At 66.2% G+C, this 26,199-nt stretch carries 23 protein-coding genes; 12 read left to right on the top strand and 11 right to left on the bottom strand.

The features are described 5' to 3' along the window. Positions 1-47: 47 nt before the first annotated feature. Positions 48-1,664: a glycoside hydrolase family 1 protein gene (locus NMQ03_RS17930; protein WP_255173304.1), complete on the top strand. Its 1,617-nt coding sequence runs from the start codon at positions 48-50 to the stop codon at positions 1,662-1,664. Positions 1,665-1,691: 27 nt separating this feature from the next. Here the strand turns inward: NMQ03_RS17930 and NMQ03_RS17925 are convergent, their stop codons facing one another. Further along, positions 1,692-2,804 (bottom strand): App1 family protein, encoded by a 1,113-nt coding sequence (locus NMQ03_RS17925; RefSeq protein WP_255173303.1) that lies wholly within the window; start codon positions 2,802-2,804, stop codon positions 1,692-1,694. 32 nt (positions 2,805-2,836) lie between these two features. Next, positions 2,837-3,568 (bottom strand): DUF72 domain-containing protein, encoded by a 732-nt coding sequence (locus NMQ03_RS17920; protein ID WP_255173302.1) that lies wholly within the window; start codon positions 3,566-3,568, stop codon positions 2,837-2,839. 63 nt (positions 3,569-3,631) lie between these two features. Here NMQ03_RS17920 and NMQ03_RS17915 point away from each other — a divergent pair, with 63 nt between their 5' ends. The 3 genes from NMQ03_RS17915 (at position 3,632) to NMQ03_RS17905 (ending at position 6,554) form a co-directional block, all read left to right on the top strand. Further along, positions 3,632-5,440, top strand: coding sequence for a glycoside hydrolase family 15 protein (locus NMQ03_RS17915; RefSeq protein WP_255173301.1), 1,809 nt, complete (start codon positions 3,632-3,634; stop codon positions 5,438-5,440). 113 nt (positions 5,441-5,553) lie between these two features. Next, entirely contained in the window at positions 5,554-5,844 is a 291-nt protein-coding gene (locus NMQ03_RS17910; RefSeq protein ID WP_255173300.1) for a hypothetical protein, read from the top strand. Beyond that, positions 5,844-6,554 (top strand): HAD family hydrolase, encoded by a 711-nt coding sequence (locus NMQ03_RS17905; RefSeq protein ID WP_255173299.1) that lies wholly within the window; start codon positions 5,844-5,846, stop codon positions 6,552-6,554. Before NMQ03_RS17910 ends, NMQ03_RS17905 begins: the two co-directional genes overlap by 1 nt. A 13-nt stretch (positions 6,555-6,567) precedes the next feature. On the opposite strand, the gene NMQ03_RS17900 is transcribed toward NMQ03_RS17905, so the two are convergent. Next, a complete protein-coding gene (locus NMQ03_RS17900) occupies positions 6,568-6,816 on the bottom strand; it encodes a hypothetical protein (protein WP_255173298.1) in 249 nt (82 codons plus the stop codon). 190 nt (positions 6,817-7,006) lie between these two features. Between NMQ03_RS17900 and NMQ03_RS17895 the strand changes: the two genes are divergently transcribed. After that, positions 7,007-8,188 carry a zinc-dependent alcohol dehydrogenase gene (locus NMQ03_RS17895; protein WP_255173297.1) on the top strand — a complete coding sequence of 394 codons (1,182 nt, stop codon included), beginning with the start codon at positions 7,007-7,009 and terminating at the stop codon, positions 8,186-8,188. Between the two features lie 72 nt (positions 8,189-8,260). Here NMQ03_RS17895 and NMQ03_RS17890 read toward each other — a convergent pair whose 3' ends face one another. The 4 genes from NMQ03_RS17890 to NMQ03_RS17875 are packed head-to-tail and all read right to left on the bottom strand — an operon-like array spanning position 8,261 to position 13,438. After that, entirely contained in the window at positions 8,261-9,073 is an 813-nt protein-coding gene (locus NMQ03_RS17890; RefSeq protein WP_159630628.1) for a bifunctional allantoicase/(S)-ureidoglycine aminohydrolase, read from the bottom strand. 16 nt (positions 9,074-9,089) lie between these two features. After that, a complete protein-coding gene (locus NMQ03_RS17885; RefSeq protein ID WP_255173296.1) occupies positions 9,090-10,364 on the bottom strand; it encodes an aldolase in 1,275 nt (424 codons plus the stop codon). Between the two features lies 1 nt (position 10,365). Beyond that, positions 10,366-11,958: a malate synthase A gene (aceB, locus tag NMQ03_RS17880; RefSeq protein WP_255173295.1), complete on the bottom strand. Its 1,593-nt coding sequence runs from the start codon at positions 11,956-11,958 to the stop codon at positions 10,366-10,368. Positions 11,959-11,992: 34 nt separating this feature from the next. Next, a complete protein-coding gene (locus NMQ03_RS17875; RefSeq protein ID WP_255173294.1) occupies positions 11,993-13,438 on the bottom strand; it encodes an NAD-dependent malic enzyme in 1,446 nt (481 codons plus the stop codon). A 221-nt stretch (positions 13,439-13,659) separates the two neighbouring features. On the opposite strand from NMQ03_RS17875, the gene NMQ03_RS17870 reads away from it, so the two are divergent. Further along, complete coding sequence (locus NMQ03_RS17870; protein WP_255173293.1) at positions 13,660-14,415, top strand: IclR family transcriptional regulator; 756 nt, start codon at positions 13,660-13,662, stop codon at positions 14,413-14,415. Between the two features lie 81 nt (positions 14,416-14,496). Here the strand turns inward: NMQ03_RS17870 and NMQ03_RS17865 are convergent, their stop codons facing one another. After that, positions 14,497-16,008 (bottom strand): nucleobase:cation symporter-2 family protein, encoded by a 1,512-nt coding sequence (locus NMQ03_RS17865; protein ID WP_255173292.1) that lies wholly within the window; start codon positions 16,006-16,008, stop codon positions 14,497-14,499. 135 nt (positions 16,009-16,143) lie between these two features. Continuing rightward, positions 16,144-17,052 (bottom strand): factor-independent urate hydroxylase, encoded by a 909-nt coding sequence (gene pucL / locus NMQ03_RS17860; RefSeq protein ID WP_255173291.1) that lies wholly within the window; start codon positions 17,050-17,052, stop codon positions 16,144-16,146. Positions 17,053-17,731: 679 nt separating this feature from the next. Here pucL and NMQ03_RS17855 point away from each other — a divergent pair. Then, positions 17,732-18,418, top strand: coding sequence for a hypothetical protein (locus NMQ03_RS17855; protein WP_255173290.1), 687 nt, complete (start codon positions 17,732-17,734; stop codon positions 18,416-18,418). A gap of 72 nt (positions 18,419-18,490) precedes the next feature. After that, the gene (locus NMQ03_RS17850; protein WP_255173289.1) at positions 18,491-18,754 is read left to right on the top strand and encodes a hypothetical protein; all 264 of its coding nucleotides are present in this window, start codon (positions 18,491-18,493) and stop codon (positions 18,752-18,754) included. A 60-nt stretch (positions 18,755-18,814) separates the two neighbouring features. Here NMQ03_RS17850 and ligD read toward each other — a convergent pair whose 3' ends face one another. Continuing rightward, entirely contained in the window at positions 18,815-20,059 is a 1,245-nt protein-coding gene (ligD, locus tag NMQ03_RS17845; RefSeq protein WP_255173288.1) for a non-homologous end-joining DNA ligase, read from the bottom strand. A gap of 39 nt (positions 20,060-20,098) precedes the next feature. Then, positions 20,099-21,475 (bottom strand): 8-oxoguanine deaminase, encoded by a 1,377-nt coding sequence (locus tag NMQ03_RS17840; protein ID WP_255173287.1) that lies wholly within the window; start codon positions 21,473-21,475, stop codon positions 20,099-20,101. 403 nt (positions 21,476-21,878) lie between these two features. On the opposite strand from NMQ03_RS17840, the gene NMQ03_RS17835 reads away from it, so the two are divergent. The 4 genes from NMQ03_RS17835 (at position 21,879) to NMQ03_RS17820 (ending at position 26,198) form a co-directional block, all read left to right on the top strand. After that, positions 21,879-22,373 carry a nucleoside deaminase gene (locus NMQ03_RS17835; protein WP_255173286.1) on the top strand — a complete coding sequence of 165 codons (495 nt, stop codon included), beginning with the start codon at positions 21,879-21,881 and terminating at the stop codon, positions 22,371-22,373. Positions 22,374-22,388: 15 nt separating this feature from the next. After that, positions 22,389-23,954: an NCS2 family permease gene (locus tag NMQ03_RS17830; protein WP_255175661.1), complete on the top strand. Its 1,566-nt coding sequence runs from the start codon at positions 22,389-22,391 to the stop codon at positions 23,952-23,954. A 97-nt stretch (positions 23,955-24,051) separates the two neighbouring features. After that, the gene (locus NMQ03_RS17825; protein WP_255173285.1) at positions 24,052-25,275 is read left to right on the top strand and encodes an XdhC family protein; all 1,224 of its coding nucleotides are present in this window, start codon (positions 24,052-24,054) and stop codon (positions 25,273-25,275) included. Further along, positions 25,266-26,198, top strand: a complete 933-nt coding sequence (locus NMQ03_RS17820) for an FAD binding domain-containing protein (RefSeq protein ID WP_255173284.1) — start codon at positions 25,266-25,268, stop codon at positions 26,196-26,198. The genes NMQ03_RS17825 and NMQ03_RS17820 overlap by 10 nt, the downstream gene beginning before the upstream one ends. Position 26,199: the final 1 nt, after the last annotated feature.

Here is a 26,199-nt window from a genome sequence, read left to right as displayed (position 1 = left end):
CATTCTGGGACGTACCCAAACCACCGTGACCAAAAGGCTGGACCCCAATGCACATCACCGCCAAGGACCTCGCAGCACTCATCCCCCCGGGGTTCACCCTTGGCGTCGCAACCGCAGCATTCCAGATTGAAGGGGCGCTGGAAGAGGATGGCCGCGGGCCCTCGGGCTGGGACAGGTTCGCGGCCAGGCCCGGCGCCATCGTGGAGGACCACAGCCCCGTGGTGGCCACGGACCATTACCACCGGATGCCGCAGGACGTGGCCCTTCTGAAGCAGTTGGGCGTCGATTCCTACCGGTTCTCCTTCTCCTGGCCGCGCATCCAGCCCGGCGGGACCGGCCCCGCCAACCGGGCAGGGCTGGCGTTTTATGACCGGCTCCTGGATGAGCTCCTGGCCAACGGGATCTCGCCCATGGCCACCATCTACCACTGGGACACGCCCCTGGAACTGGATGAAGCAGGCGGCTGGATGAACCGGGACACCGCCTACCGGCTGGGGGAGTACGCAGCCATCGTGGCTGAGGCGTTCGGGGACCGGGTGGCCCGCTGGGTCACCATCAACGAACCGGCAACCGTGAGCGCGAATGGCTACGCATTCGGCCTGCACTCACCCGGCAAGGAGCTTGCCCTGGGCGCCTTCCCCACCGTCCACCACCAGCTGCTGGGCCACGGGCTCGCCGTCCAGGCCCTGCGCGCTGCCAAGGTGCCTGGCGAAATCGGGATGACCAACGTCTACTCGCCCATGGTGCCGAACTCGATCAACCCGCTGGACAAGATCAGCGCCGGGGCCATGGACCTGGGCCAGAACCGGCTCTACGCGGACCCGGTCCTGACGGGCAAATACCCCGACCTGATCCGCGCCGCGAAGTTCTTCAGCTCCTTCGACCACCCCGAAGAGGACATGGAGATCATTTCCCAACCCCTGGACTTCTACGGGCTTAACTACTACATGCCCACCAAGGTGGCGGCGGGACCCGGCGGCGGCACGGTCCCGTCAAGCATGGCGGAAGCCATGGGCAGCGACCTCAACGCCACGGGCAGCGGCGCAACGCCATTCCACGTGGAAGCCTGGCCGGAAGCGGACATCACCGCCTACGGGTGGCCGGTCAAGCCGGAGTACATGGCCGTGGCACTGAAGGAGATGGCCGAGCGGTACCCCAACCTGCCTCCCGTGATCATCACCGAAGGCGGTGCCAGCTTCGAGGACATCATCGTCCGGGACAAGTCCACCAACACCCGGTTCATCCCGGATGAGCGGCGGCTGAAGTACATCTCCGACCACCTTGAAACCGCACTGCGCGCCACGGCGCCCGGCGGCGTGGCGGAGTCCGTTGACCTGCGTGGCTACTACGTGTGGTCCTTCCTGGACAACTTCGAGTGGTCCGCCGGCTACAAGCAGCCCTTTGGCCTGCTGCACGTGGACTTCGAAACACTGGACCGCACGCCCAAGGCATCCTACTTCTGGTACCAGGAGCTCATCGAGGAACGTGACCTGGCTGCCGCTGCCGACGCCACGATCGCCCAGGCAGTGGTTCCGGATCTGCTGGGCGGCGGGGATTCGCTGGACAATGGGGATTTGCTGGACAGCGGGGATTTGCTCGACAGCGGGGAGCTGTTGGGCAATGAAGCGCCCGACGACGGCGCACCCCTGGGTGCCGGCGCGTAGGACGCAACGGGGCCGGCACCGGAATGGTCAGCCCCGGAGCAGGTCCAGCAAGGCGAGCTGCTTGGCGATGCCGGCGCCGTCCGGGGAGTAGATCCACGGCACCCGGGAGGTGGTGTGGTCGCCGTCCTCGGAGTGGCCGCCGGCGAAGACCGATTCGCTGACGGACAGCTGCCGGATGGCGATGGCCGCAACCTTTTCCGGGTTCCCCGCGGCGAAGGCGGAGTAGATGGCCTCATCATGCTGGCCGTTGTCGCCGATCAGGAGCCACCGCATGTCCGGGAATTCCTCGGCGAGCCGCTCCAGGTTGCGGTGCTTGTGGTCCTGGCCGCTGCGGAACCAGCGGTCCTGGGTAAGGCCCCAGTCCGTCAACAGCAGCGCGCCCTTGGGGTACATGTTGCGGGTCAGGAAGCGCCCCAGCGTGGGGGCGGCGTTCCAGGGGCCGGTGGACAGGTAGATGACAGGAGCTTCAGGGTGCTCAATGGTCAGCCGGTCCAGCAGCACGGCCATTCCCGGCGTGGCCATGCGCGCCCGTTCGCTGAGCACGAAGGTGTTCCACAGTGCAAGGAACGGCCGCGGCAGGGCGGTCACCATGACGGTGTCGTCAATGTCGGAGACGATGCCGAATTGCACGCCGGGCGCGATGACCTGGATCAGTGCTTCCGCCGGCTCGGTTCCCTCCGCGCGCAGGACTGCCGTGTGCCAGCCAGGAGACAGCTGGACATCCACCTCGGTGTCGATGAGTCCGCCCCGGTCCGCCGTAACGTGGGTGACGACGTCACCGATGGTGATTTCGACGTCGGTAAACTGCAGCGGCACCCCCGTGAAGGCGCGCCAGCCCCGGATGTTCTGGTTCCCGTTTTTCGCTTCGTGCTCGGCTTTGCTCCCCGGCAGCGGCTTCTGGGTCAGCAGCACGCGCCCCAGTACCCGTACCCGGGTGGTGGAACCGTAGCCCTGGTAGGCGATGGTCTGCGGCACGAAGTCCCACCGTTTGGCGAGGGTGATCCGGACATCGTTGACCGCATCAGAGAGCCGGTGCGCCAGCCGGAAGAACTGGCTTCCCGACAGCGCGTACTGGCCTTTTTTGTTCTGCCGCGGTGCGTGTGCCGCGTCCTGGGCTGGGTTCTGCGGAGCCGTGTCCATGCCCTAACTCTGCCACAGGGCGGCAGCAGGCATCAGCTGACGCCCAGGAAAGCCCGCAGGGTCTCGGCGTTCCGCACAGCGTTCCCGCCGCCGTCGTTGTTGAAGTAGGCGTACACGTCGATGCCCGCGCCGTCCCACTCGCGGATGCGGTCTGCCCACCAGTGCATGTCTGCGTCCGAGTAGGAGCCGCCATACAGGTGTTCGTGGTCCGGCCCGTGAAGCCGGACGTAGGCGAACGGCGCCGTGGTCCGCAGGATGCACGGGAGGTTGGCGCCGCTCATGATGCAGTAGGCCGCCTGGTGCCGCTCCAGCAGGGTGAACACTTCGGGGCAGTCCCAACTGGGGTGCCTGAACTCCACGGCCACCCTGATCCAGGAGGGGAGGGCAGCCAGGAAATAGTCCAGCCGGGCGTCGTCGCGCTCCAGCTGCGGCGGCATCTGGACCAGGAGCACGGCCCGTTTGTCCCCCAGCTCATGCCAGCACCTGGTGATGCGTTCAATCCACACTTCCGGTGAATAGAGCTTGCGTGCATGGGTCAGCCCGCGGGGTGCCTTGACGGACATGCTGAATCCGGGCGGGAGGCGCCTGTTCCAGCCTGCGAAGGTGGTGTCCCGGGGCCACCGGTAGAAGCTGGCGTTCAGTTCCACCGTGCTGAACCTGGCGACGTAGCACTGGAGCCTGTCCCGGACGGGCAACCCGGGCGGGTACAGGACGTTTTCCCAGTGGTCGTAGCTCCAGCCGGAGGTGCCGATATGGATTGCCATTTGCCTCAGGCTACACCTGCACATTGCCCTTCCCTTCGGAGCCCTGTGTGGCAGGGTAATGTCATGGCGCGAATCGAAGACTATGCGGTAGTTGGCGACCTTCAAACAGGGGCGCTGGTCAGCAAGGAAGGCTCGATTGACTGGCTCTGCCTCCCGCGGTTCGATTCCCCGGCGTGCTTCAACGCGCTGCTGGATACCCCTGACTCGGGTCGCTGGCTGCTGGCGCCGGAGGGCGGCGGAGCGTGCACCCGGCGGAGCTACCGCGACGGCAGCCTGGTGCTGGATACGGAGTGGGAGACGCCGGACGGAACCGTGCGGGTCACAGACTTCATGCCGCCCAGGGATTCGGTTGCTGACATTGTCCGCATCGTGGAGGGCATCAGCGGCACCGTCAAGATGCGCGGGGAGTTGGTCCTGAGGTTCGACTACGGCCACATCGTGCCGTGGGTCCGCAAGGACAAGCGCGGGCTGCACGCCATTGCCGGCCCGGACGCCGTCTACCTGGTCACCCCTGCGCCCCTGCACGGCGAGAACATGCACACCGTCAGCGATTTCACCGTGAGCGCCGGCGAGAAGGTGCCGTTCGTGCTGACCTGGGCACCAAGCCACGTGGGACGGCCGGTCAGCGTTGATGCCGAGGACGTCCTTGAGAGCACCTACGCATTCTGGCGGGGCTGGTCCTCGCAGTGCACCGTCAAGGGGAAGTACCAGGACGCGGTGGTCCGCTCCCTGGTGACGCTCAAGGCGCTCACCTATGCCCCCACCGGGGGAATCGTCGCCGCCGTCACCACATCCCTTCCGGAGCAGCCGGGCGGCCAGCGGAACTGGGATTACCGCTACTGCTGGCTGCGGGATGCCGCCATGACCCTGCAGGCCCTGCTGGCCGCCGGATACACCGCCGAGGCGGCCGCCTGGCGGGACTGGCTGCTCCGGGCCGTGACCGGCGACCCCGCCGACCTGCAGATCATGTACGGAATCCATGGCGAGCGGCGGCTGCCCGAGATGGAGCTGCCCTGGCTGAAGGGCTACGAGAACTCGGCGCCCGTCCGGATCGGAAACGCGGCGGCGGAGCAGTTCCAGCTGGACGTGTGGGGCGAGGTCCTTGACTGCCTCGCGCTGACCCGGAACTCGCTGCTGAAGCACACTGATGAGGCCTGGGACGTGCAGATTGCCCTGATGGAGCACCTGGAAACCATCTGGGACCAGCCGGACAACGGGCTCTGGGAGATGCGCGGGCCGCGCCGGCATTTCACCCACTCCAAGGTGATGGCGTGGGTGGCCGCGGACCGGATGGTGAAGGGCGTGCGGGAGTCCGGGCTGCCGGGGCCGGTGGAGCGCTGGGAGGCGCTGCGGGAGCAGATCCGCGGGGACATCATGGCCAACGGTTTCGATGCCAGGCGCAATACTTTTGTGCAGTCCTACGGACGGCCGGAGCTCGATGCCAGCCTGCTGCTGATTCCCAGGGTGGGTTTCCTGCCGAACGACGACCCCAAGGTCATAGGAACCATCGACGCCATTCAGCGGGAGCTGACCCAGGACGGTTTTGTGCTGCGATACAAGCCGGAAGAGAGCGACGACGGCCTGCCGGGCGACGAGGGCGTCTTCCTGGCGTGCTCATTCTGGATGGTGGAGGCGCTCCTGGGAGCCGGGCGCCATGAGGAATCGCGCGAACTCTTCGAACGCCTGCTGGAACTGCGCAACGACGTGGGGCTGCTGAGCGAGGAATGGGCGGTGAAAGCCGGGCGCCAACTGGGCAACACACCGCAGGCATTCAGCCACTTCGCCCTTGTGACTAGCGCCCTGGAGCTTCATCAGGATACGGTTCGGCGCAGTGACACCCCCCTTCCGTCTGCACAGGCGGATACGCGCTGAGGCGGCGCGGACGGGGCTGGAACTTCTCCTTCGCAGGATAGATAAGTATACTTACTAACACCTCATGGAGTGCTCCCAAGCACAGTGCCGTGATTGACGGAGGAGTGATAGTTATGGCCGGATTTTTTGAACTCGTGGATGCCCCTGACGGCGGTTACCGGATCAGGATGATGGACGGAAGCGGGAACCTGATGGCCATCTCGGTTACCTTCCCCACCAAGCGGGCCGCTGTGGCAGGCGTTGCGATGGCCCGGGAAATTGCCGGTACGGGCCTGATCCGGGACAAGAGCCTGGACGGCGCCGGGTCCGTTATCCGTGAACGCGTCCGGCCCGTCAGTTCTCCCAAGGAGGAAGCGGCCAGACTGAAAAAGGCCCCCGGCGCCCGACGGGCAGCGGTGAGCTGATGGCCGAATCCACCACACCCCCGGCACCCCCGCCGGGGGTCCTGTTTGACGTCGACGGAACGCTGATCGACTCGTCGTACATCCATACCATCGCCTGGTGGGGTGCCTTCCGCCAGTATGGCCACGACGTCCCCATGGCGGCCATACACCAGCTCGTGGGCATGGGCGGCGCCCGGCTAGTGGACACCCTCCTCCCCGACGGCCGGAACCAGGACGAGGATGAGGACATCATGGCCAGCCATGGCGCACTGTATGCCTCGCACTGGCCCTCCCTCCGCGCCCTTGATGGCGCCAAGGACCTGCTGGGCCAGTGCCATGCCGGAGGCCTGGCCGTGGCCCTGGCTTCCTCGGCGCGGGAACGGGACCTGCAGGTCATGCGCTCCGTGCTGGAGGCAGACGCCTTCATTGACGCCGCCACCAGCGCCAATGACGCGAAGGAGAGCAAGCCTGCGCCGGACATCCTGGAAGCCGCCCTGGAGGCCGTGGGCGTCGAGGCTGCCAACGCTGTTTACGTGGGTGACGCTGTATGGGACATGAAGGCAGCGGGCGCGCTGGGCATTCCCGCCATCGGGCTTACCTGTGGTGGAATCCATGCGGCACAACTCCGGGAAGCGGGCGCCGTTGAGGTCTATGACGGGCCGCGCCACCTGCTGCAGAACCTGGGCTCAAGCGCCATCGGCCGGCTGCTTGCGTTGCAGCCGCACCGCTAGGAAGCCGCCCCGGTCACAGCGGCTGTCCGCCCGGCACGGAATCCTCGTCGCCGGCGATGGCAGGCTTTGTCCACGACACCACCACCTTCACCGAGCCGTCGTCGTCCCGCTCGATGTCCGTGGCCACCTCTGTGACCGGCGCCCCCATTTCCCGGACGCGCGTCCGGTAGGTGCTGACCAGTTCCGCCAGGCTTTCTTCCGTCCATTCACCCGGACGCATGCGGGTGGAGATCTCGACCGGTTCCGGCTGGTACAGCGACATGGCGTTCCTCTTTCGCGTGGTCTTCCGTTTGTCTCTCCCTACGCTATGAGCAGTCGACGGCGCCCACAAGCTTTTGATCAGCATGCTTACTTTTTTCGCCCAAAACAGATAGCGTCGAAGAAAGGGTGCCCGCGGGTGCCCTGCCCCGCCCCGGGAGAACCCCCGGGGCAAAGAAGACGAAAGGGAGACTGTGAAAGCACTGACGTGGCAAGGAAAGCGGTCGGTAAGCGTTGAAGAAGTGCCCGATCCCGTCATCCAGGAGCCCACGGACGCGATCGTCCGTATCACCTCCACCGCGATCTGCGGTTCCGACCTGCACCTCTACGAGGTCCTGGGCCCCTACATGCACAAAGGCGACGTCATTGGCCACGAGCCGATGGGCATCGTGGAGGAAGTAGGCAGTGGCGTTACCAACCTCCGCAAGGGCGACCGCGTGGTGGTTCCGTTCAATATTTCCTGCGGCTCCTGCTTCATGTGCCGCCAGGGCCTGCAGTCGCAATGTGAAACCACGCAGGTGAAAGAGAAGGGATCCGGCGCAGCCCTGTTCGGCTTCTCAGAACTGTATGGGTCGGTCCCCGGCGGCCAGGCCGAATACCTGCGCGTCCCGCACGCCGACTATGGCCCCATCAAGGTGGGCAGCGAGCTTCCCGATGAACGCTATCTGTTCCTCTCGGACATCCTCCCCACCGCCTGGCAGGGGGTGGAGTACGCCAATGTTGAACCCGGCGGCGTCCTGACGGTTTTCGGGCTCGGTCCGGTGGGCCAGTTCGCGGCACGGATCGGAGCGCACCGTGGTTACCGGGTCATCGGCGTCGATCCCGTTCCGGAACGGCGCGAGATGGCCGCCCGGCATGGAGTCGAAACCCTCGATTACGCCAAGGGCGTCGCCGACGAACTGCGGGAGATGACCGATGGGAGGGGTCCGAACGGCATAGTTGACGCCGTCGGAATGGAAGCGCACGGTTCGCCGGTGGCAGGGTTTGCGCACCAGGCGCTGGGGCTCCTGCCGGACAAGCTGGCGCAAAAGGCGATGGAGACTGCGGGTGTGGACCGGCTCGCGGTGCTGCATACCGCCATTGATGCGGTACGCCGCGGCGGCACCCTGTCGCTGAGCGGTGTCTACGGCGGCCAGGCCAGCCCCATGCCGCTGCTGACCATGTTCGACAAGCAGCTTCAGCTGCGCATGGGTCAGTGCAACGTACGGCACTGGACCGACCAGCTGCTTCCCTTGGTGGAGGACGACGCCGACCCGCTGGGCGTGATGGACCTGGTCACCCACCGCTCGGGCCTGGACGGTGCGCCTGCCCTCTACGAGAAGTTCCAGAAGAAGGAAGACGGCTGCATCAAGGTGGTCCTCAACCCGGGCGCCTGACCAACAGCAGTTAAAGCAGAGGCCGTGATGGGTTCCATCACGGCCTCTGCTTTTGCCCGAAGGGTGAAGCTCCTAGGTCAGCTTCACCTGGCGGTTCATGTCCTTGTACAGCAGGTAGCGGAACTCACCGGGGCCGCCGGCGTAGCAGGCCTGCGGGCAGAAGGCGCGCAGCCACATGAAGTCGCCCGCCTCCACCTCCACCCAGTCGTTGTTCAGCAGGTACATGGCCTTGCCCTCAAGGACGTACAGGCCGTGTTCCATCACGTGGGTTTCCGGGAACGGGATCACGCCGCCGGGCTGGAACGTCACGATGTTCACCTGCATGTCATGGGCGAGGTCGTTCGAGTCCGTGAACCGCGTGGTCTTCCAGACGTCATTGGTGTCCGGCATGGACGTGGGCTCCACGTCCTTTTCGTTGGTGACGAAGGACTTGGCCTCGTACCCTTCAAGGCGCTCGTAGGCCTTGCGGATCCAGTGGAAGGACACGACCTCGTCAGAGACGTTTTCCAGGCCCCATTCCGAACCCGCGGCCAGGTAGGCGTAGCCGCCCTCCTCCAGCGGGTGCAGTTCGCCGTCCAGGGTGAGGTTGACCTTGCCCCGCGTCACGAAAATGACGCCCTCCACTCCGGCCTCGAATTCGGCCTTGGGAGCCCCGCCGCCCGGGCCGATCTCAACGATCAGCTGGGAGAAGGTGGTGGCGAAGCCGGAGATGGGGCGGGCGATGATCCAGGACCGGGTGTTCGAAAAGCCTGGCAGGTTGGACGTGACGATGTCCGTCATCACGCCCTTCGGGATCACCGTGTAGGCCTCGGTGACGATGGCGCGCTCGGTGGTCAGGTGGGTCTGCGGCGGGAGTCCGCCGCTGGGGGAGTAGTACTTGCCCATGAATGGGATCCTTTGCTTACGAGTTGGAAGTGGTGGCCAGCCGCGGATGGGCCAGGGCGGTGAGCCGGGGAAGCCCGACGCCGGCAAGTGCCTGGACTTCCTCCGCACCCACTGCCCCGCACTGGACGCCGCGCAGGACGAATGCGGCCAGGGCCCGGGCGGTGGCGGGTTCGTCCATGACGCCGCCTTCGGTCCGCTCCACATAGTTCCGCAGGCGGGCGGCCGTATCCGGCAGGCCTTCGCGGTAGAAGGCATAGGTGGCGGCGAAGCGGCTGGGCAGCTGGGCCGGGTGCAGGTCCCAGCCCTGGTAGTAGCCCCGTTCCAGCGACCGCCGGACCAGCCGGCCGTGCAGCTGCCAGGCGTTCTCCACGTTGTCGCCCACCGGGATGATGTTGGTGGACCCGTCGGAGAGCCGGATGCCGGTGCCTGCCACGGCGAGCTGCATGACCTCCTTGGCGAAGTCCGCTACCGGGTGCTCCATGGACTGGTACTCGGCGGAGATCTGGAGTGATGCCGAGTAGTCGTAGGTGCCGTAGTGCAACCCGCTGATCCGCCCGGGCACGGCATGCGGCAGCTGCGCTACCGGAGACGTTCCTTCCGGACCGAGGATCAGCTGCGGTGTTTCCACCTGCACCTCGAAGCGGAGCCGCCCGGTCGGCAGGCCGTGGACGTCCTCGAGCCGGGACACCGCATAGTCCATGGCCTGGACCTGGGCCACTGTGGTGACCTTGGGCAGCGTGAGGACCAGGCCGTCCGGCAGTTCGCCGGCCGCTGCCAGGCCGGACACGAACAGGTCAAGCGTCCGCAGGCCACGGGCCCGGGTGGGAGCCTCGAAGCACTTGAACCGGATGCCGATGAACGGGGGAGCGGACCCCGCCGCCACGGCCTGCGCCACGGCGGACGCCGCGGCAACGGCGGCGGCGTCCTCGGCGTCGTCGCCCCTGTCCCCGAAGCCGTCCTCGAAGTCGAGGCGAAGGTCCTCGATCGGCTCGGTCTGGAGCTTGGCCTGGACGCGGTCCGCCACCGCTTCGGCGAGCCCGGCGTCCTGGCCCAGCAGCCGGCCCAGCTTCCCGAAGCCGCCGTGGGCTTCCGCCGTCGCGATTGCCTGGGCGCCCCAGTCGGCCGCGAGCGACGGTGTGAAACGGTCCGCGGGCACGTACACCGTGTGCACGGGCTGGCGGGTGCCGTCGTCGCCCGGGTAGTTCTGTTCCAGCAGCCGGTCGGTGGCAGCAAGCTGCCCGTCAATGTGCGCGAGGTCCCCCGCGGAGAGCGAGGACTTGGGTGCTGCCATCTCAGCCCACCAGTTCGTACGCAGGCGTGGTGAGGAAGTCGGTGTAATCGTCCGACAGGCAGATGTCAGCGATGAGCTCAGGCTGGTAGTAGCGGCGGAATGCCTCGTCACCGAATTCGGTGCGAAGCCGCTCCGTTTCCTCGCCGAGGATCCGCTCCACCAGTTCTCTGGTCACGGTGTTCCCCGTGTCCGCAAGGATGGACTTGTTCCGGATTTGCTGCCACACCTGCGAGCGGGAAATCTCGGCCGTGGCGGCGTCCTCCATCAGGTTGTGGATGGCCACGGCGCCATTCCCGGACAGCCAGACGGCCGTGTAGGCAACGGCAACGTAGAGGTTCAGGCGCAGGCCGGCTTCGGTGACCTGGCCGCCGGCGGACTGGACGTCCAGCAGTTGCTCCGCGGTAACCGAAACCTCCGGCCGCTGCTTGTCCACCTGGTTGGGCTTGTCGCCGAGCACGGAGTCGAAGACTTCCCGGCACGTGGGCACCAGGTCCGGGTGGGCAACCCAGGAGCCGTCAAAGCCGTCATTTGCCTCGCGGGTCTTGTCCGCGCGGACCTTCTCGAAGGCGGCCTCGGTGACTTCTGGGTGGCGCCGGTTGGGGATGACCGCGGCCATGCCGCCCATGGCGAAGGCGCCGCGCCGGTGGCAGGTCTTGACCAGGAGTTCGGTGTAGGCGCGCATGAACGGGGCGGTCATCGCCACAGACGCGCGGTCCGGCAGGACGAATTCCTCACCGGCGTCACGGAAGTACTTGATGATGCTGAACAGGTAGTCCCAGCGTCCGGCATTGAGGCCGGAGGCGTGGTCCCGCAGTTCATACAGGATCTCGTCCATCTCGAACGCGGCCGGGATGGTCTCGATCAGCACCGTGGCGCGGATGGTGCCCTGGTTCAGGCCCAGGAAGTCCTGGGCGAAGACGAACACGTCGTTCCACAGCCGCGCTTCGAGGTGGCTTTCCATCTTGGGCAGGTAGTAGTACGGGCCCTGTCCGTTGAGGACCAGCTGTTTGGCGATGTGGAAGAAGTGCAGCCCGAAGTCCACCAGCGCACCAACCGCGGGCTCGCCGTTGACCAGCAGGTGCTTCTCCTGCATGTGCCAGCCGCGGGGGCGGGCCACCACGACGGCGAGCGGCGCGTCGGTGCGGAGCCGGTACTCCTTGCCTTCTTCCGAGGTGTAGCTGAGCGTGCCCTGGGCAGCATCGCGGAGGTTCAGGATGGCGTCGATGACGTTGGCCCAGGTGGGTGTGCTGGCGTCCTCGAGGTCCGCCAGCCAAACCTTCGCGCCGGAGTTCAGGGCATTGATGGCCATCTTCGCCGGCGAGGCGGGTCCGGTCATCTCCACCCGGCGGTCCTGCAAAGCTGCCGGTGCGGGCGCAACCTTCCAGTCGCCGTCGCGCACGTCCTTGGTCTCCGGCAGGAAGTCGAGCTTGCCCGTTTCCGCCACCCGCTGCCGCTTGACGGCGCGGGCCGCCAGGAGCTCGTTGCGGGTGCCGGCGAACCGGTTGTGGAGCTCCTCCACGAAGGCCAGTGCCTTGGGCGTGAGGATCTCCTCTGCGCGGTTGATCGGCCGGGGATCTGTGACGGTGATGGCCATTTCTGGTCCTTTCCTTTGGCTGGAAGTCGGGCGGTCAGGCGGAGGCCAGTGCTGGCTCCGCGGCGGAATCGGCCGGTTCGGCAGCCGTTGCCACGTTTGAGGCGTGTGCCGCGGCGGCGACGGCTGCCGCGACATCGGCGGTCACGTGCGGATCGAAGATGCTGGGGATGATGTAGCTCGCATTGAGCTCATTATCATTCACCCGGTTGGCGATTGCTTCCGCGGCGGCCACCAGCATGTCCGGGGTGATGTCGCTTGCTCCCACGTCGAGGAGCCCGCGGAAGAGGCCGGGGAAGGCCAGGACGTTGTTGATCTGGTTGGGGAAGTCGCTGCGGCCGGTGGCCACCACTGCGGCGTGCCGGGATGCGACGGCCGGATCCACCTCGGGGGTGGGGTTGGCCATGGCGAAGACGATGGCGTCCTTCGCCATGGAGGCGATGTGCTCCTCTGCCAGGATGTTCGGGGCGGAGACGCCGATGAAGACATCAGCGCCCACCAGGGCCTCGTGCAGGCTGCCGGAGAAGCCTTCCTGGTTGGTGTTTTCCGCGATCCAGGTGCGGTGCGGATCGTTGTACGCCTCACCCTTGTGGATGGCGCCGGAGCGGCCCGCTGCCACAATGTGCCGGGCGCCCTGGGCCTTCAGCAGCTGGATGATGGCGGAGCCGGCAGCGCCGACCCCGGAAACTACGATCTTCACGTCCGCGATCTTCTTGTCCACCACGCGCAGGGCATTGACCAGGGCAGCGAGGGTCACGATTGCCGTGCCGTGCTGGTCGTCGTGGAAGACCGGAATGTCCAGTTCCTCGCGCAGGCGGGCCTCGATCTCGAAGCAGCGGGGCGCAGCGATGTCCTCCAGGTTCACGCCCCCGAAGACCGGTGCCAGGAGCTTGACGGTGCGGATGATTTCCTCCGTGTCCTGGGTATCAAGGCACACGGGCCACGCGTCGACGTTGGCGAACTGCTTGAACAGGGCGGCCTTGCCCTCCATGACCGGAAGGGCCGCGGCGGGGCCGATGTTGCCCAGGCCCAGCACCGCCGATCCGTCGGTGACCACGGCCACGGTGTTGCGCTTGACGGTCAGGTTGCGGGCGGCGGCGGGGTCCTCGGCGATGGCCAGGCAGACGCGGGCGACGCCGGGAGTGTAGGCGCGGGAGAGATCGTCGCGGTTGCGCAGGGGGACCTTGGGGACCACCTCGAGCTTGCCGCCCAGGTGCATCAGGAAGGTGCGGTCCGAGACGTGCTGGACCGTGACGCCTTCGAGCGCATTGAGGGCGTCCTTGACGCGGGCGGCGTGGGCGTCGTCGGTGGTGTTGCAGGTGACGTCAACCACCAGGGTCTCGTGGTGGGACTCGGTGACGTCCAGTGCGGTGATTGCGGCGCCGGCAGCTCCGACGGCGGCTGCGAGCTCGCTGGTGGCGCTGAAGCTTGAGGGTGCTTCCACGCGCAGGGTGATCGAATTTCCGGGGCTGGGGTTCGCCATTGAATGTCCTCCTGATTGGGCCTGGGTCGGCTTCTGCTCTAATCCGAATGTTTTCGTATTATGGATATTATTATCTACTTTATGGAAATACAACCCCTTCGAATGCGACTGTCCGCCCGCATCGCCGCGGGGGCGGCCGTGCTGTATCTTGGGTGTTCTAAGCAACTCTTTTCACGATGCGGATAAGAGTTGTCGGATTCCGAGTTACAGGAGACAACGGAATGGCAGAAAAAGCGTCCGGTGGGGTGCAGTCGGTAGAGCGCGTCTTCGAACTGCTGGAGCTCATCACTGATGCCGGCGGCGACGTCACCCTCAGTGAGCTCTCGTCTTCCACCGACCTGCCGCTGCCCACTATCCACCGCCTGCTCCGCACCCTGGTGTCGCTGGGCTACATCCGCCAGCTGCCCAACCGGCGCTACGCGCTGGGCCCCCGCCTCATCCGTTTGGGCGAGGGTGCCAACAAGCAGCTCGGTGCCCTGGCGCAGCCCCAGCTGAAGATCCTGGTGGACCGGCTGGGGGAGACCTCCAATATGGCCGTGCTGGATTCCGACATGGTCATCTACGTGGCGCAGGTTCCTTCGCTGCACTCCATGCGCATGTTCACCGAGGTGGGCCGGCGCGCCCACACCCACGCCACCGGCGTGGGCAAGGCCATCCTGGCCCAGCTCGACGACGACACCGTGCGGGGCATTGTTGCCCGCGCCGGCATGCCCACCCCCACCGCCAAGAGCATCGGCGACATTGAAGAGCTCCTGGCCGATCTCAAGCTCATCCGCGAGCGTGGCTACTCCATTGACGAGGAGGAGCAGGAGCTCGGCGTCCGTTGCTTCGCCATGGCGGTCCCGAATGCCCCCACGCCCACCGCGATCTCGGTCTCCGGCCCTGTATCCCGGGTGGACGAGGACTTCGCGGACAAGGCCGTGCCCATCCTCCGGGAAGCGGCCGAGGCCATTTCCCGCGAGCTTAACCGCACCTAAGGCGCCACATACAAAAGTAACCACGACGGCGGCCCGCACCTTTCGAGAAGAGTGCGGGCCGCCGTCGTCCGTTCCGGTGCGTCAGTGTTCTGACGCCTTCTCGGCTGACTGGATGGGCACTTCCTTGCCATCGCAGTCGATGAGCTTGCCGTTTTCGAAACGGTCGCCATGCTCAAGGCATGTCAGGTCCTCTTCCCGGATGACCCTGCCGGTGCCCGCAGCAAAGACGGACTGGTACTCCGAGTTCCCGGCCTTGAGGTGGTTGAACAGGAGGTTCAGCAGGATGGCCATGACTGCGGCTGAGCTGATCCCGGAGTGGAAGATGGTGCTGAACCAGGACGGAAACTTGTCGTAGAAGGTGGGCGCAGCGATCGGAATCATGCCGAAACCGATGGACGCGGCCACGATGATGAGATTCATGTTGTTCTTGTACTCGACCTTGGCCAAGGTCCGGATGCCGCTGGCGGCAACGGTACCGAACAGCACGATGCCGGCACCTCCGAGAACCGCCGTGGGGACTGCTGCGACGACGCGGCCCATGACCGGCAGCAGGCCCAGCAGGACCAGGATCACGCCACCGGCCGCCACGACGTAACGGCTCTTGATCTTGGTGACTGCCACCAGGCCCACGTTCTGGGCAAATGCGCTCTGGGTGAAGGAACCAAAGATCGGTGCGATGAGGCTCGAGCCCATATCTGCTCGCAGGCCGGCTGCGATCCGCTTGGAATCAGTGCGGGTGCCGACGATTTCGCCTACGGCCAGGATGTCCGCCATGGTTTCGGTGAGGATCACCAGAACCACAATCAGCATGGAAATGATGGCGGCGATCTCAAATGTGGGGGCACCCAGGTGGAAGGGGGTGGGGAACGCAACGATCGGGCCGTTGCCCACCTTCGAGAAGTCGGCCATCCCGGTAACCACGGCGATCACCGTGCCGACAATCATGGCCAGGAGGATGGAAAGCCGGGAGATTGTGGCGCTGCCAACCTTGCTTAGCAGCAGCACCAGTGCGAGGGTAACTGCGGCGAGACCGATGTTGGCTACGCTCCCGTAGTCCTCAGCCTTCTTGTTACCGCCCATGGCCCAGTTTGCCGCGACCGGCATCAGGGTCAGGCCGATGGTGGTGATGACGGTACCGGTAACCACCGGTGGGAAGAACCTGACGATCTTGGAGAAGACAGGGGCGATGATCAGACCGATGGCGGCCGAGACCATAACCGCACCAAAGACTGACGGCAGGCCTCCACCGCCGCTGACGATTGCCACCATGGTGGCCACGCTGGCAAAGGAAACACCCTGTACCAAGGGCAGCTGAGAGCCGAAGAACGGAATGCCGATGGTCTGCAGGAGGGTGGCAAGTCCACCCATGAAGAGGGCCGCGGCAATGAGGACACCGATGTCGGCAGATGAGAGGCCTGCGGCCTGCCCGACGATGAGTGGTACGGCAATGATGCCGCCGTACATGGTCAGGACGTGCTGGAAGCCGTAGGCAAAACTGCTTCCGATTGAGAGCCGCTCATCTTCGGGGCGGCTGAGAGTCGTGCGCTTGCTGCGTTGCTTAGCGCCGGCTTTGAGGGGGTTCTTGATGTTCATGGCAGACTTTCTGGTTCATGGCAGACGTCCTCGTCTGGCTAACGTTGTCTGGCTAACAGGTAAGGCTGTGGGTGGTACTGGAGTGGTTTCGACGGGCTCAACCACTGGTGGTTGAGCCCGTCTGGCCGGGGGCGTTTAGCAGAAGCCGGCGATACCGGTCCAGGCATTTTCGGCCGGGACGGCATCCTCGCGCAGGACCGTAGCCTCGATCAGGCCGTAGGGGCGGTCGGCTGCGAAGAACACCTCGTTGGGGTTGTCGAGGCCGAATGGCGAGAGGTCCACCAGGAAGTGGTGCTTGTTGGGCATGGAGAACTTGATCTCGTCGATCTCCGGGTGTGCTTCCAGGACCTTGGCGCCCATGTCGAACAGGGTCTGCTGCAGGGCGTGGGAGTACTTCTCGGTGAAGCCTTCCAGCAGGAGGCTCTTGACGTCGTCGTAGTTTTTGTTGAAATCGAAGCCTGAGAAGTCCGTGCCGGCCTTGAAGCGCCAGCGTGCGGAGACATCAGTTGCCAGGATGCGGTCGGTGGTTTCCGCCAGGGTGGTGTACTTGTCCTTGGGGTACCCGACAAAGCCGGACTGGGTGGACTTCAGGACCGTGAGGTCCTTCAGGCCCGAGATAAGGTGTTCGGCGTCACCGTCGCGGACCAGGACGGCGGTCCGGACTTCCTGGCCGTTGCGCACGAAGGAGTGGTCATGCTCGCTGCCGTGGGCCTGGATCCGGTCCCAGGCATAGGACTCGGCGGCCCAGCGTCCGCCGTCGACCCAGCTGAAGTTTGACGTAAAGTGCTCGCCGAGGCGAAGCAGGAAGGCTTCAGGAGAACCGATGCCTTCCCGTGCGAAGGCATAGACAGTGTTCTTCTGGGTATCGGTGGGCACGACGTGCCCGTTGTCGCCTTCGAGGTGCGCAGCCTCAAAGTCGCCGCGCAGCTGCGAGGTGACATTGAGGTCTTCGATCTGGTGGCGGTCGCTGTCCCGGGTAATCTTGACAACCCGTACCTCGGCCTTGCCGAACTGGTTGCTGCCGAGGATGATCTTGCTGCTCATGGTCTTTTCCCAACTTCCGGTAAGTGGAACCTAGGTTCCATCACTGAAATTAAGCGCGCGTTTCATGCGCGTTTCCGATGGAGCCGACCCAACAAAAAAGAGCCGGCATCCGTTGATGCCAGCTCATTACGACCCTGCCTGCTGCTCCCAGGTTACGTGACCTGCGCCACGAGTTGCCTACCAGCGTACCCCTGCAATCCGGTGGTGTACATCACAGATTCAAAATTCCGTTTGTGACCGTCCGGGCGCTGTGGGTGTGGGGCGGACCTCTTGACCGTCTACCAGTGCCCGCTTACTCTTTTCACATAGCAGAAATTGCTTTCCATAATATGAAAAGAGGAGGTTCCGATGTACCAGCAAGACAACCATCCTGTTCCGGCAGCACCGTCCGCAGGGGCCGGTGCGCAGGAGTTCTACCTCCCCCTCGGCGGAGGAATTGATCCTGATCTGTACGTGCCGGAGGAGCGACTCCACTCCAGCGGGCGCTTGTCCCGGTGGATCCAGTCGCTGCGTACCCCGGCGGTGAAAGCGCGTAAAAGCCGCCACCAAAGCTGAGTAGCCGCTACTCGGGACTGGCGTGGGAAACTCTTCTAGCCTTGCACGATAGACAGCCGACCGTGGGCTTGGAGGCTTCGTCCTTGGTCTGGCCATCGCCATTACGTGCGAGGGAAGGACAGCGATGCCACAAGCCACAGCCCGCTTGCTGCAGGTCCTGTGCTGTGTGCTGGTCGTTGCAGGGCTCTCGGGCAGTGCCATCCGGCTGCAGGCGGGGCAACCTGAGGCCTCACCGCCCGGGCAGGAGGCGTCGGTATCCGGTACGGACCCCGGTGCGGACCCCGGGCCGGCGCTTTCAGATTCCACCGGTGGCGCTGGTGCGGAACAGCCGGCCCCTCCAGGCGGGACTGATGCATCCGCTGCCCAGCCGCCGGCAGCGGAGCAGCCAGGCGTGGCAGAACCCGGCAAAGCCGAGGAAGCCCCCGCTGATGGCCCGGTAAGTGAGGCCCTGGTCAAGGGCACCCCCGTCGTGGCCAGCAAGGAGGGCGGTCCGCTTGGCCCTCCGGGAGCGTGGAAGCTGGTGCTCGATGAGGAATTCGACACCCTCAACACCGGTCTTTGGACTCCCTATTGGTTCCGTGACTGCCATCCCGGATCGACCAAGAACGGGGTCAAGACCTGTTCCAGCAATGTCAAAGTGGAGAACGGAAACGCGGTACTGCAGCTCTCCGACGCGGAATCGGGCGCACTGCTGTCCACCAATCCCAAGGACGGCGTTCCTGGCCATGTGGGGTTCCAGTACACCACCGGCTACGTGGAGGCCCGGATCTACTTCCCGGGAACCTGCTCGGGCGGTATCTACAACTGGTAAGCCTGGTGGACCACCGGCCAAAAGTTCCCCGCAACCGGCGAGATCGACATTGCAGAACCCCTCGCCGGGACCATGACCACGGTCTATCACTCTGCGGACAAAGATCCCGCAAAATGGTTCATTGGATGCTGGGCGGGCGGCTACCACACCTACGGGGTGCACCGGAAGGCCGGCGTCAATGACGTCTACTTCGACGGGAAGCTTGAGTTTTCCTATCCCACCAACGACGGCAATGCCCCGCACTACCTCCTCCTGAACGTCGGCATCAACCCAGACAAACTGGTCCTGGGCAAAACCGGAGCCGTCAAGGTGGACTGGGTGCGGGCCTGGCAGTAGCCCGGAACCTGCCCGCCGGCTGCCAGTACCCCGGTTGCCGGTTCCCCGCGTGCTCGTTCCTCAGGTGCCGGGCCGCCCCGGCCACTGCTTGCCGGCCCAGGGGTCGTAGTCCGTGATGAGCTCCTCCGGTGCCGGCCGTTCGCCGTCGGGAACGTGCTGCAGGTTCACCCGCACCCGGTACCAGAGCGAGCTGGACCCGCGCATCCCGTCGACCATGATGTCGGCGGGCTGCAGGGATTTGACGACGGCGGCGTGCCGGGACTTCCATTCGTCGAGCGCAGCCAGCGCTTCCGGCTTGGTCCTGGTCCGGGCCACTTCGATGAGCGGCATCAGCGACTGGCGGCGGCCGGACCCGTTGCCGCTGCGCGGAGCCTTCTCCGCCGGACCCAGTTCCTTCGCCAGGGCCAGCAATCCGTCCAACGATCCGGCCGCCCCGTCAATGCCGGAGTGCGGGTCGCCGGTCTCTGCGTACCGCTTCAGCATCGTGGGAACAGTGAATTGTCCAGGCCGGGCCGTGCGCATCTCCTCCCACGTGAGCGGCGCTGAAACGCGGGCATCCGGCAGTGGCCTGACTGAGTAGGCGGATGCGACCGTACGGTCCTTGGCATTCTGGTTAAAGTCCACGAAGACGCTCTCGCCGCGCTCCTCCTTCCACCACCGTGCCGTGGCAAGGCCGGGAGCCCGGTTCTCCACTTCCCGTGCCAGGGTTTCGGCAGCCAACCGGACATCGGAGTAGGACCACTGCGGGGCAATGCGGACCAGGATGTGAAGTCCCCGCGACCCGCTGGTCTTGGGCCATCCCACCAGGCCCACGTCATCCAGCACCTCCTGTGCCACGTACGCCGTATCCACGATCTGCGACCAGTCCACGCCCGGCATGGGGTCAAGGTCCACCCGCAGTTCGTCCGGGTGTTCCAGGTCCCCTGCCCGCACGGGATGCGGGTTCAGGTCCAGGCAGCCAAGATTGATGACCCACGCCAGGCCCGCGGCATCCCTGATCACGGCTTCCTCGGCCGAGGTCCCGGACGCGTAATGCAGGGTGGCGGTATCGATAAAGGGCGGGTGGTTTTCCGGCACGCGTTTTTGGAAGAACGGCTCGGCGTCAATGCCTTTCGGGAACCTCTTGAGCACCATGGGCCGGCCGCCCGCGCCCCGCAGTGCGCCATCCGCCACCGCAAGGTAATAGCGCACCAGGTCGAGCTTGGTCAGCCCCGGCTCCGGGAATACCACCTTGTCCGGACTGGAGATGCGGACTTCGATTCCATCGATGTCGAGAACCTCGGGCGGCGTCTTTGACGGGGTCATGCCGCCACGGTAGCAGCGGCCCGGACCGCTGTCAGCCGTTCACCGGCCCCCGTTGACCAGGCGGTGTGCCGCAGCTGAGTGCTCCGCGATGAGCCCCGCGATGTCCAGTCCCGGGATCTGGCCGTCCACCACCCGCCACTTCCCGCCAACCATCACCCGGTCGGCCCTGTCGGCGGCGCAGAGAAGGAGGGCGGCGATGGGGTCGTGGCTGCCGGAGAAGCGCAGGTCATCCAGCGTGAACAGCGCCAGGTCGGCCTGCATCCCGGGGGCCAGCTGGCCCAGTCCCCGCCGGCCCAGCACGGCAGCCGAGCCGCGGGTGGCCCAGCCCAGCGCCCGCTCCACCGGAACGTCGGCCCCGTAGCGCAGCCGCTGCAGGTAGAGCGCCTGCCGTGCTTCCAGGATCATGTTGGAGGCATCGTTCGACGCCGAACCGTCCACGCCGAGCCCCACCGGCACCCCGGCGTCCTCCAGCTCCAGGACCCGGGCTGTTCCGGAGGCAAGCCTCATGTTGGAGGTGGGGCAGTGGGCCACAGCGGTTCCGGCTGCACCGAGCCGCGTTATCTCGGAGTCGCTGAAGTGGATGCCGTGCCCCAGCCAGGTGCGGTCCGTCAGCCAGCCCACGCTGTCCAGGTAGTCCACCGTCCGCAACCCGAACATTTCCCGGCAGAAGTCCTCCTCGTCAAGGGTCTCTGCCAGGTGCGTGTGCAGCCGGACGTCCAGCCGTGCAGCCAGGGCAGCGCTTTCGGCCATGATTTCCTTCGTCACTGAGAACGGGGAGCACGGGGCCAGGGCGACCTGGATTACGGCGTCGTCGCCGCGCTCGTGGTACGTGGAAACCAGGCGCTCGCTGTCTGCCAGCACCACCTCCGGAGCCTGGACGGTGGACTGTGGCGGCAGGCCGCCGTCGTCCGTTCCAAGGGTCATGGAGCCGCGGGTCAGTGTGGCCCGCATGCCCAGCCGGCGCACTGCTTCCACCTCGATGTCAATGGCATCCTCGAGCCCTGCCGGGAAGAGGTAGTGGTGGTCCGCGGCAGTGGTGCAGCCCGAAAGCAGCAGCTCGGCCAGGGCGACCGTTGCGGCCAGCTCCAGGTCCTTGGCGGTGAGCCGCGCCCACACGGGATAGAGATTCTTCAGCCAGGGAAACAGAGGGGCATTTGCCACCGGACCCCAGGCGCGGGTCAGGGTTTGGTAGAAGTGGTGGTGGGTGTTGATCAGGCCCGGGAGCAGCACGTGGCTGCCGGCGTCGAACGTTTCGGTGCAGGGTGCGGACGGCTGCTGCCCGGCGGCCAGGACCTCTGTGATGACACCGCCGCTGACCACCACGCCGCCGGAGGCGTCGAGGGAGTTGGCGGTAAACGCGGCCAGCGGATTCCTGATCCAGAGCCGGTTGGTGGGGGCAGGGGAGGAAGTGGTCATGGGCTGTCCTTGTCTGAGCGGAATGCGGTGCAGTAAATCCAGCTCAGTGAGGCCCTGTCTGCTGATCCAGGTTCCCGCGCCGCCAGGCGGCGCGGGTGCGACCAGAGTAGGGAAACGGCCCTGCCTGCGTCAATGCCACTCTTTGTGACCGGGGACCGGGTTGGGCCGTGAAGAGCGCGAAACATAGATTTCACATCGCGAAATTTAATTTCCAGAAAACTATGGCGTAGCCCACAAAGCGGTGCTAATCTCGATTCTGCCAAAGGCGGGCGCCCGAACCCGGGAAGCTATCTACCAGGCGCAACTTAACCTTCACAGCACATGCTGAAGCCTGGTAACCGTTCGCACCTGGTTTTACTGGTCCTGCGCGGCAACAGGCTTCCCGGCAAAAGGAAGTCGCATCATGAGTACCACCGTCACGGCCGAACAGTTTTTGGCCCGCTCCATCCGGCTGGCAACGGCCAACGTCCTCAACAGCGGAGGCCCGTTCGGCGCCATGATCGTCACGGCGGACGGCAAGACGTTCGACGGCGTCAACCGCGTCACTGCAGACAACGATCCCACCGCCCACGCTGAAGTCACCGCCATCCGCACCGCCTGCCGCGAGCTGGGGACCTTCGACCTCAGCGGCGCCACCCTCTACACCAGCTGCGAGCCGTGCCCCATGTGCCTGGCCTCCGCACTCTGGGCACGGGTCAGCCGCGTTGTCTACGCGGCGGACCGCCACGACGCCGCCTCGGTCGGCTTCGACGACGCAGTGTTCTACGAATACTTCGACGACCAGGACAGGGATTCCCTGATGCCGGTTTCCAAGCTGGAGCTGGGCGATCCCCAGGCCCCGGCCCCGCTGGAGCCGTTCAACACCTGGAACACGCTCGAAACCAGGATTGACTACTAGGGCCGGGTGGCTGACATGACAATCCTGGACAATTCCGCTGAAAAGCAGGCTGCGCTGCTCCCCAACGGGAGCAACAGCGCAGAGCCCGCAGCGGCACGCGAAACGCAAAAGGCAACCGGGCGGACGCGGCTGGGAAGCACCCCGCCGGCGCCGGACTCCCTCCTGGACCGGTTCTTCCACATCACGCAGCGCGGCTCCACCCTTGCCCGCGAATTCCGCGGCGGCCTGGTCACCTTCTTCACCATGGCCTACATCGTCATCCTCAACCCCCTCATCCTGGGCGGGTTCAGCGCGGACAACGCCCCCACCGACGTCGCCGGCGGCTGGCTCTCCGCCGCGCAGGTGGGCGCCGTCACCGGGCTCACCGCCGGCGTCATGACCATCCTCTTCGGGCTTATCGCCAACCTGCCGTTCGGGCTCGCCGCCGGACTGGGCATCAACTCCTTCCTGGCCGTCTCCGTGATCCAGGAAGTCACCTGGCCCGAGGCCATGGGCCTGGTGGTGATCAACGGCATCCTGATCGTCCTCTTCGGAGTCACAGGTGCCCGGACCGCCATTTTCCGGGCCGTGCCCAAGGAACTGAAGGCCGCCATCACCGTCGGCATCGGCCTGTTCATCGCCTTCATCGGCTTCGTGGACTCCGGCTTCGTCCGGCCCACCACGGGCGGCCCGCCCGTCCAACTGGGCGACGGCGGCTCCATCACCTCCGTGCCCACGCTCGTGTTCGTCGTGGGCCTCCTTGCCATGGGCATCCTCGTGGCACGCAAGGTCCAGGGCGGACTCCTGATCGGGATCGTCGGCACCACCGTGCTGGCCGCCGTCGTGGAAGCAGTCATGAAACTGGGCCCTGCCAGCGCCACCAACCCCGGCGGCTGGCACCTGAACACCCCGGTCCTGTCCGGCCAGCTGGTGTCCGCCCCGGACCTTGGCCTGGTGGGCCACTTCGACCTCTTCGGCTCATTCGCCAGGATCGGCGGACTCGCAGCCACCATGCTGGTGTTCACGCTCGTGTTCACCAACTTCTTCGACGCCATGGGCACCATGACCGGCCTTGCCAAGAGCGCCGGCGTCGCCCACAAGGACGGCACCTTCCCGCGGCTGAAGTCCGCCTTCGTCGTGGAAGGCTTCGGCGCCGTGGCGGGCGGGGCCACCTCCGGTTCCTCCAACACCGTCTACATCGACTCGGCAGCCGGCATCGGCGAAGGTGCCCGCACCGGCCTGGCCTCGGTGGTCACCGGCGTCCTGTTCCTCGGCTCGATGTTCCTCACCCCGCTCACCAGCGTGGTGCCGCTCGAGGTGGCCGCCGCCGCCCTGGTGGTGGTGGGCGCCATGATGATGGCGCAGATCCGGGAGATCAAGTTCACCAAGTTCACCGTGGCCCTGCCGGCTTTCCTCACCATCGTGACCATGCCGCTGAGCTACTCGATCGCCAACGGCATCGGTGTGGGCTTCGTGAGCTGGGCCGTGATCGGGGCGGCGTCCGGCAAGGCCAAGAAGATCCATCCGCTGATGTGGGTGGTGAGCGCCGGGTTCCTGGTGTACTTCGCCCGCGGGCCGATCAACGCCCTGCTGGGCGGCTAAGTAGTGCCCTTTCCTTCCGGGGGCCGTGCCAACCCTTGGCCCGGCCCCCGGAAGGACCGACAATTGACACCACCGCTGCGGAAGAAGGAGCGACGCCATGCTTGACCTGATCCCTTCGCTCGGCCCCTGGGTGCCCCGGCTCGCAGCCCGGGAGTTCGCCGTGGCCACCATCGTGGCGGCCTCCGGGTCTGTGCCGCGGCCCGTGGGAACGTCCATGCTGGTCGCCGGTTCCGGTGACGTGCTGGGCAGCCTCTCCGGCGGCTGCGTCGAAGGCGCCGTAGTGGCGCTCGCCCGGGAGGCAATGGACGACGCCGTCCCGCGCCACGGGACCTTTGGTTTCAGTTCCGCAGATGCCTTCGCGGCCGGACTCACCTGCGGGGGCGAACTGGTCATCCAGATCCAGCCCGTGCCCGCCGCTGTGCCTGGCGAAACCCGGCACCCGCTTCGGGCCGTCCTGTTGCAGCTCGCCGGCCTCGGCCCGGCCCACCCCGTGGCGCTGGTACGGCTGCTCGATACTCCAGGAGGTGCCGCCGTCGTCCTTTCCGATCCAGGCGCATTCCGCCTGGCTGCTTCTTCGGAGCTGGCAGCGCTGCTGCACGGGGAACCGGCACTGCAGGTGGAATCCCTGGTGCGCAGCGGCGGTGCCGGGCTGGTCCGGCCCCCGGAACCGGGCGAATGCGCTCCGGCCAAGTCCGGCGACGCGCAACCTGCCGCGGAGCCGGCCATCCTGGTGGAGTCCCGGCTGGCCCCGCCGCGGATGCTGGTATTCGGCGCCAACGACTTCGGTGCCGCACTGGTTCCCGCCGCCAAGCTGCTGGGCTATCACGTGACCCTCGTTGATGCCCGCCCGGTCTTCGCATCCCAGCCCCGGTTCGCGGCCGCCGACCAGGTGGTCACTGACTGGCCGCACCGCTACCTGGCAGCGGAAGCCGCGGCGGGCCGGACGGACAGCCGCACCGTCGCCGCCGTCCTCACCCACGACCCCAAGTTCGACATCCCTCTGCTGGAAACAGCGTTGGCCCTGGACCTTGCCTACGTGGGCGCCATGGGGTCCCGGCGGAGCCACCTTCAACGGGTTGACCAGCTCCTCAACGCGGGCGTCGCGCCGGAGCGGATCGCCCAGCTGCATTCGCCCATCGGCCTTGACCTCGGTGCGGTCACGCCGGCCGAGGTGGCGGTATCCGTCACCGCGGAACTGATCGCAGCCCGCACCCGCGCCGCCAGCTGCCTGCCGCTGCGGGAAACCTCCGGCACCATCCACCACCACCCGGCTGCCACGGCGCCCACAGACCTTAATGCACAGGAGATCGCATGGACATGAACACCATCGAGGCGGTGGTCCGCACCACCGACCCCGCACAATGGCGCGACGGCGACGCCTGGCTTGCCGGCGGCACGGTCCTTTTCTCCTACGGCAGCTACGCGTTTGGCCCGCAGCCGCTCAAGCGGCTGCTGGACCTGGGCGAGGCCGGCTGGACGCCCATCACCGTCACCGGCGAGGGGATTGAGCTGGCAGCCACCTGCACCATCGCGCAGCTGTACGGCCTGCCCGGTGCGCCGGAGGTGGCCGGACTCAAGTGGCCGGGGCTGGACCTGGTCCGCTCATGCTGCGATTCCTTCGTGGCGTCCTTCAAGGTCTGGAACATGTCCACGGTGGGCGGCAACCTCTGCACCTCGCTGCCCGCCGGTCCCATCATTTCGCTGTGCGCCGGGCTGGACGGCATGGCCACCATCCTCGCTCCCGGCGGTTCCAGCCGTACCGTCCCCGTGGCGGAGTTCGTCACCGGGGATGCGAAAAACTGCCTGGCACCGGGTGAGCTGCTCCGCAGCGTCCACCTGCCGGCGTCGGCCCTTTCCGCCCGCGTAGCCTTCCGGCGCCTCTCCCTGAGCAACCTGGGCCGGTCCGGGGTGCTGCTCATCGGGCGGCTCGACGGCGACGCCTCCCTAACCCTGACGGTCACCGCCGCCACCAAGCGGCCGGTGCAACTGCGCTTCGACATGCTCCCGGACGCAGAGAGGCTGGCCGCCGCGCTGGATGACCACATTCCTGCCGGGCTCTACCACGATGACATCCACGGCCTGCCTGCATGGCGCCGGGACATGACCTCCCGGCTCGCCGAGGAAATCCGGGCCGAGCTGGCGGCGACGGCCGGTGCCCACGATGTTCCTGTCTCCGGCGACTTCTGGCCGCCCCGGGCCGGCGACATTCCGGCCGGGACCACCACACTGCCGAAAGGGGCCTGAG

Origin of the sequence: Arthrobacter sp. DNA4 (genome assembly GCF_024362385.1) — a bacterium.
In the GTDB taxonomy this organism is placed as follows: domain Bacteria; phylum Actinomycetota; class Actinomycetes; order Actinomycetales; family Micrococcaceae; genus Arthrobacter.
The sequence above is the reverse complement of the archived record's forward strand: the minus strand, read 5'-3'. Positions and strand labels throughout refer to the sequence as shown.

Bases quoted from the DNA above. Each gene is read 5' to 3' on its own strand.
- NMQ03_RS17930 (WP_255173304.1), top strand. From the start codon at position 48: ATGCACATCACCGCCAAGGACCTCGCAGCACTCATCCCCCCGGGGTTC.
- NMQ03_RS17925 (WP_255173303.1), bottom strand. From the start codon at position 2,804: ATGGACACGGCTCCGCAGAACCCAGCCCAGGACGCGGCACACGCACCG.
- NMQ03_RS17920 (WP_255173302.1), bottom strand. From the start codon at position 3,568: ATGGCAATCCATATCGGCACCTCCGGCTGGAGCTACGACCACTGGGAA.
- NMQ03_RS17915 (WP_255173301.1), top strand. From the start codon at position 3,632: ATGGCGCGAATCGAAGACTATGCGGTAGTTGGCGACCTTCAAACAGGG.
- NMQ03_RS17910 (WP_255173300.1), top strand. From the start codon at position 5,554: ATGGCCGGATTTTTTGAACTCGTGGATGCCCCTGACGGCGGTTACCGG.
- NMQ03_RS17905 (WP_255173299.1), top strand. From the start codon at position 5,844: ATGGCCGAATCCACCACACCCCCGGCACCCCCGCCGGGGGTCCTGTTT.
- NMQ03_RS17900 (WP_255173298.1), bottom strand. From the start codon at position 6,816: ATGTCGCTGTACCAGCCGGAACCGGTCGAGATCTCCACCCGCATGCGT.
- NMQ03_RS17890 (WP_159630628.1), bottom strand. From the start codon at position 9,073: ATGGGCAAGTACTACTCCCCCAGCGGCGGACTCCCGCCGCAGACCCAC.
- NMQ03_RS17885 (WP_255173296.1), bottom strand. From the start codon at position 10,364: ATGGCAGCACCCAAGTCCTCGCTCTCCGCGGGGGACCTCGCGCACATT.
- aceB (WP_255173295.1), bottom strand. From the start codon at position 11,958: ATGGCCATCACCGTCACAGATCCCCGGCCGATCAACCGCGCAGAGGAG.
- NMQ03_RS17875 (WP_255173294.1), bottom strand. From the start codon at position 13,438: ATGGCGAACCCCAGCCCCGGAAATTCGATCACCCTGCGCGTGGAAGCA.
- NMQ03_RS17870 (WP_255173293.1), top strand. From the start codon at position 13,660: ATGGCAGAAAAAGCGTCCGGTGGGGTGCAGTCGGTAGAGCGCGTCTTC.
- NMQ03_RS17865 (WP_255173292.1), bottom strand. From the start codon at position 16,008: ATGAACATCAAGAACCCCCTCAAAGCCGGCGCTAAGCAACGCAGCAAG.
- pucL (WP_255173291.1), bottom strand. From the start codon at position 17,052: ATGAGCAGCAAGATCATCCTCGGCAGCAACCAGTTCGGCAAGGCCGAG.
- NMQ03_RS17855 (WP_255173290.1), top strand. From the start codon at position 17,732: ATGCCACAAGCCACAGCCCGCTTGCTGCAGGTCCTGTGCTGTGTGCTG.
- NMQ03_RS17850 (WP_255173289.1), top strand. From the start codon at position 18,491: ATGACCACGGTCTATCACTCTGCGGACAAAGATCCCGCAAAATGGTTC.
- ligD (WP_255173288.1), bottom strand. From the start codon at position 20,059: ATGACCCCGTCAAAGACGCCGCCCGAGGTTCTCGACATCGATGGAATC.
- NMQ03_RS17840 (WP_255173287.1), bottom strand. From the start codon at position 21,475: ATGACCACTTCCTCCCCTGCCCCCACCAACCGGCTCTGGATCAGGAAT.
- NMQ03_RS17835 (WP_255173286.1), top strand. From the start codon at position 21,879: ATGAGTACCACCGTCACGGCCGAACAGTTTTTGGCCCGCTCCATCCGG.
- NMQ03_RS17830 (WP_255175661.1), top strand. From the start codon at position 22,389: ATGACAATCCTGGACAATTCCGCTGAAAAGCAGGCTGCGCTGCTCCCC.
- NMQ03_RS17825 (WP_255173285.1), top strand. From the start codon at position 24,052: ATGCTTGACCTGATCCCTTCGCTCGGCCCCTGGGTGCCCCGGCTCGCA.
- NMQ03_RS17820 (WP_255173284.1), top strand. From the start codon at position 25,266: ATGGACATGAACACCATCGAGGCGGTGGTCCGCACCACCGACCCCGCA.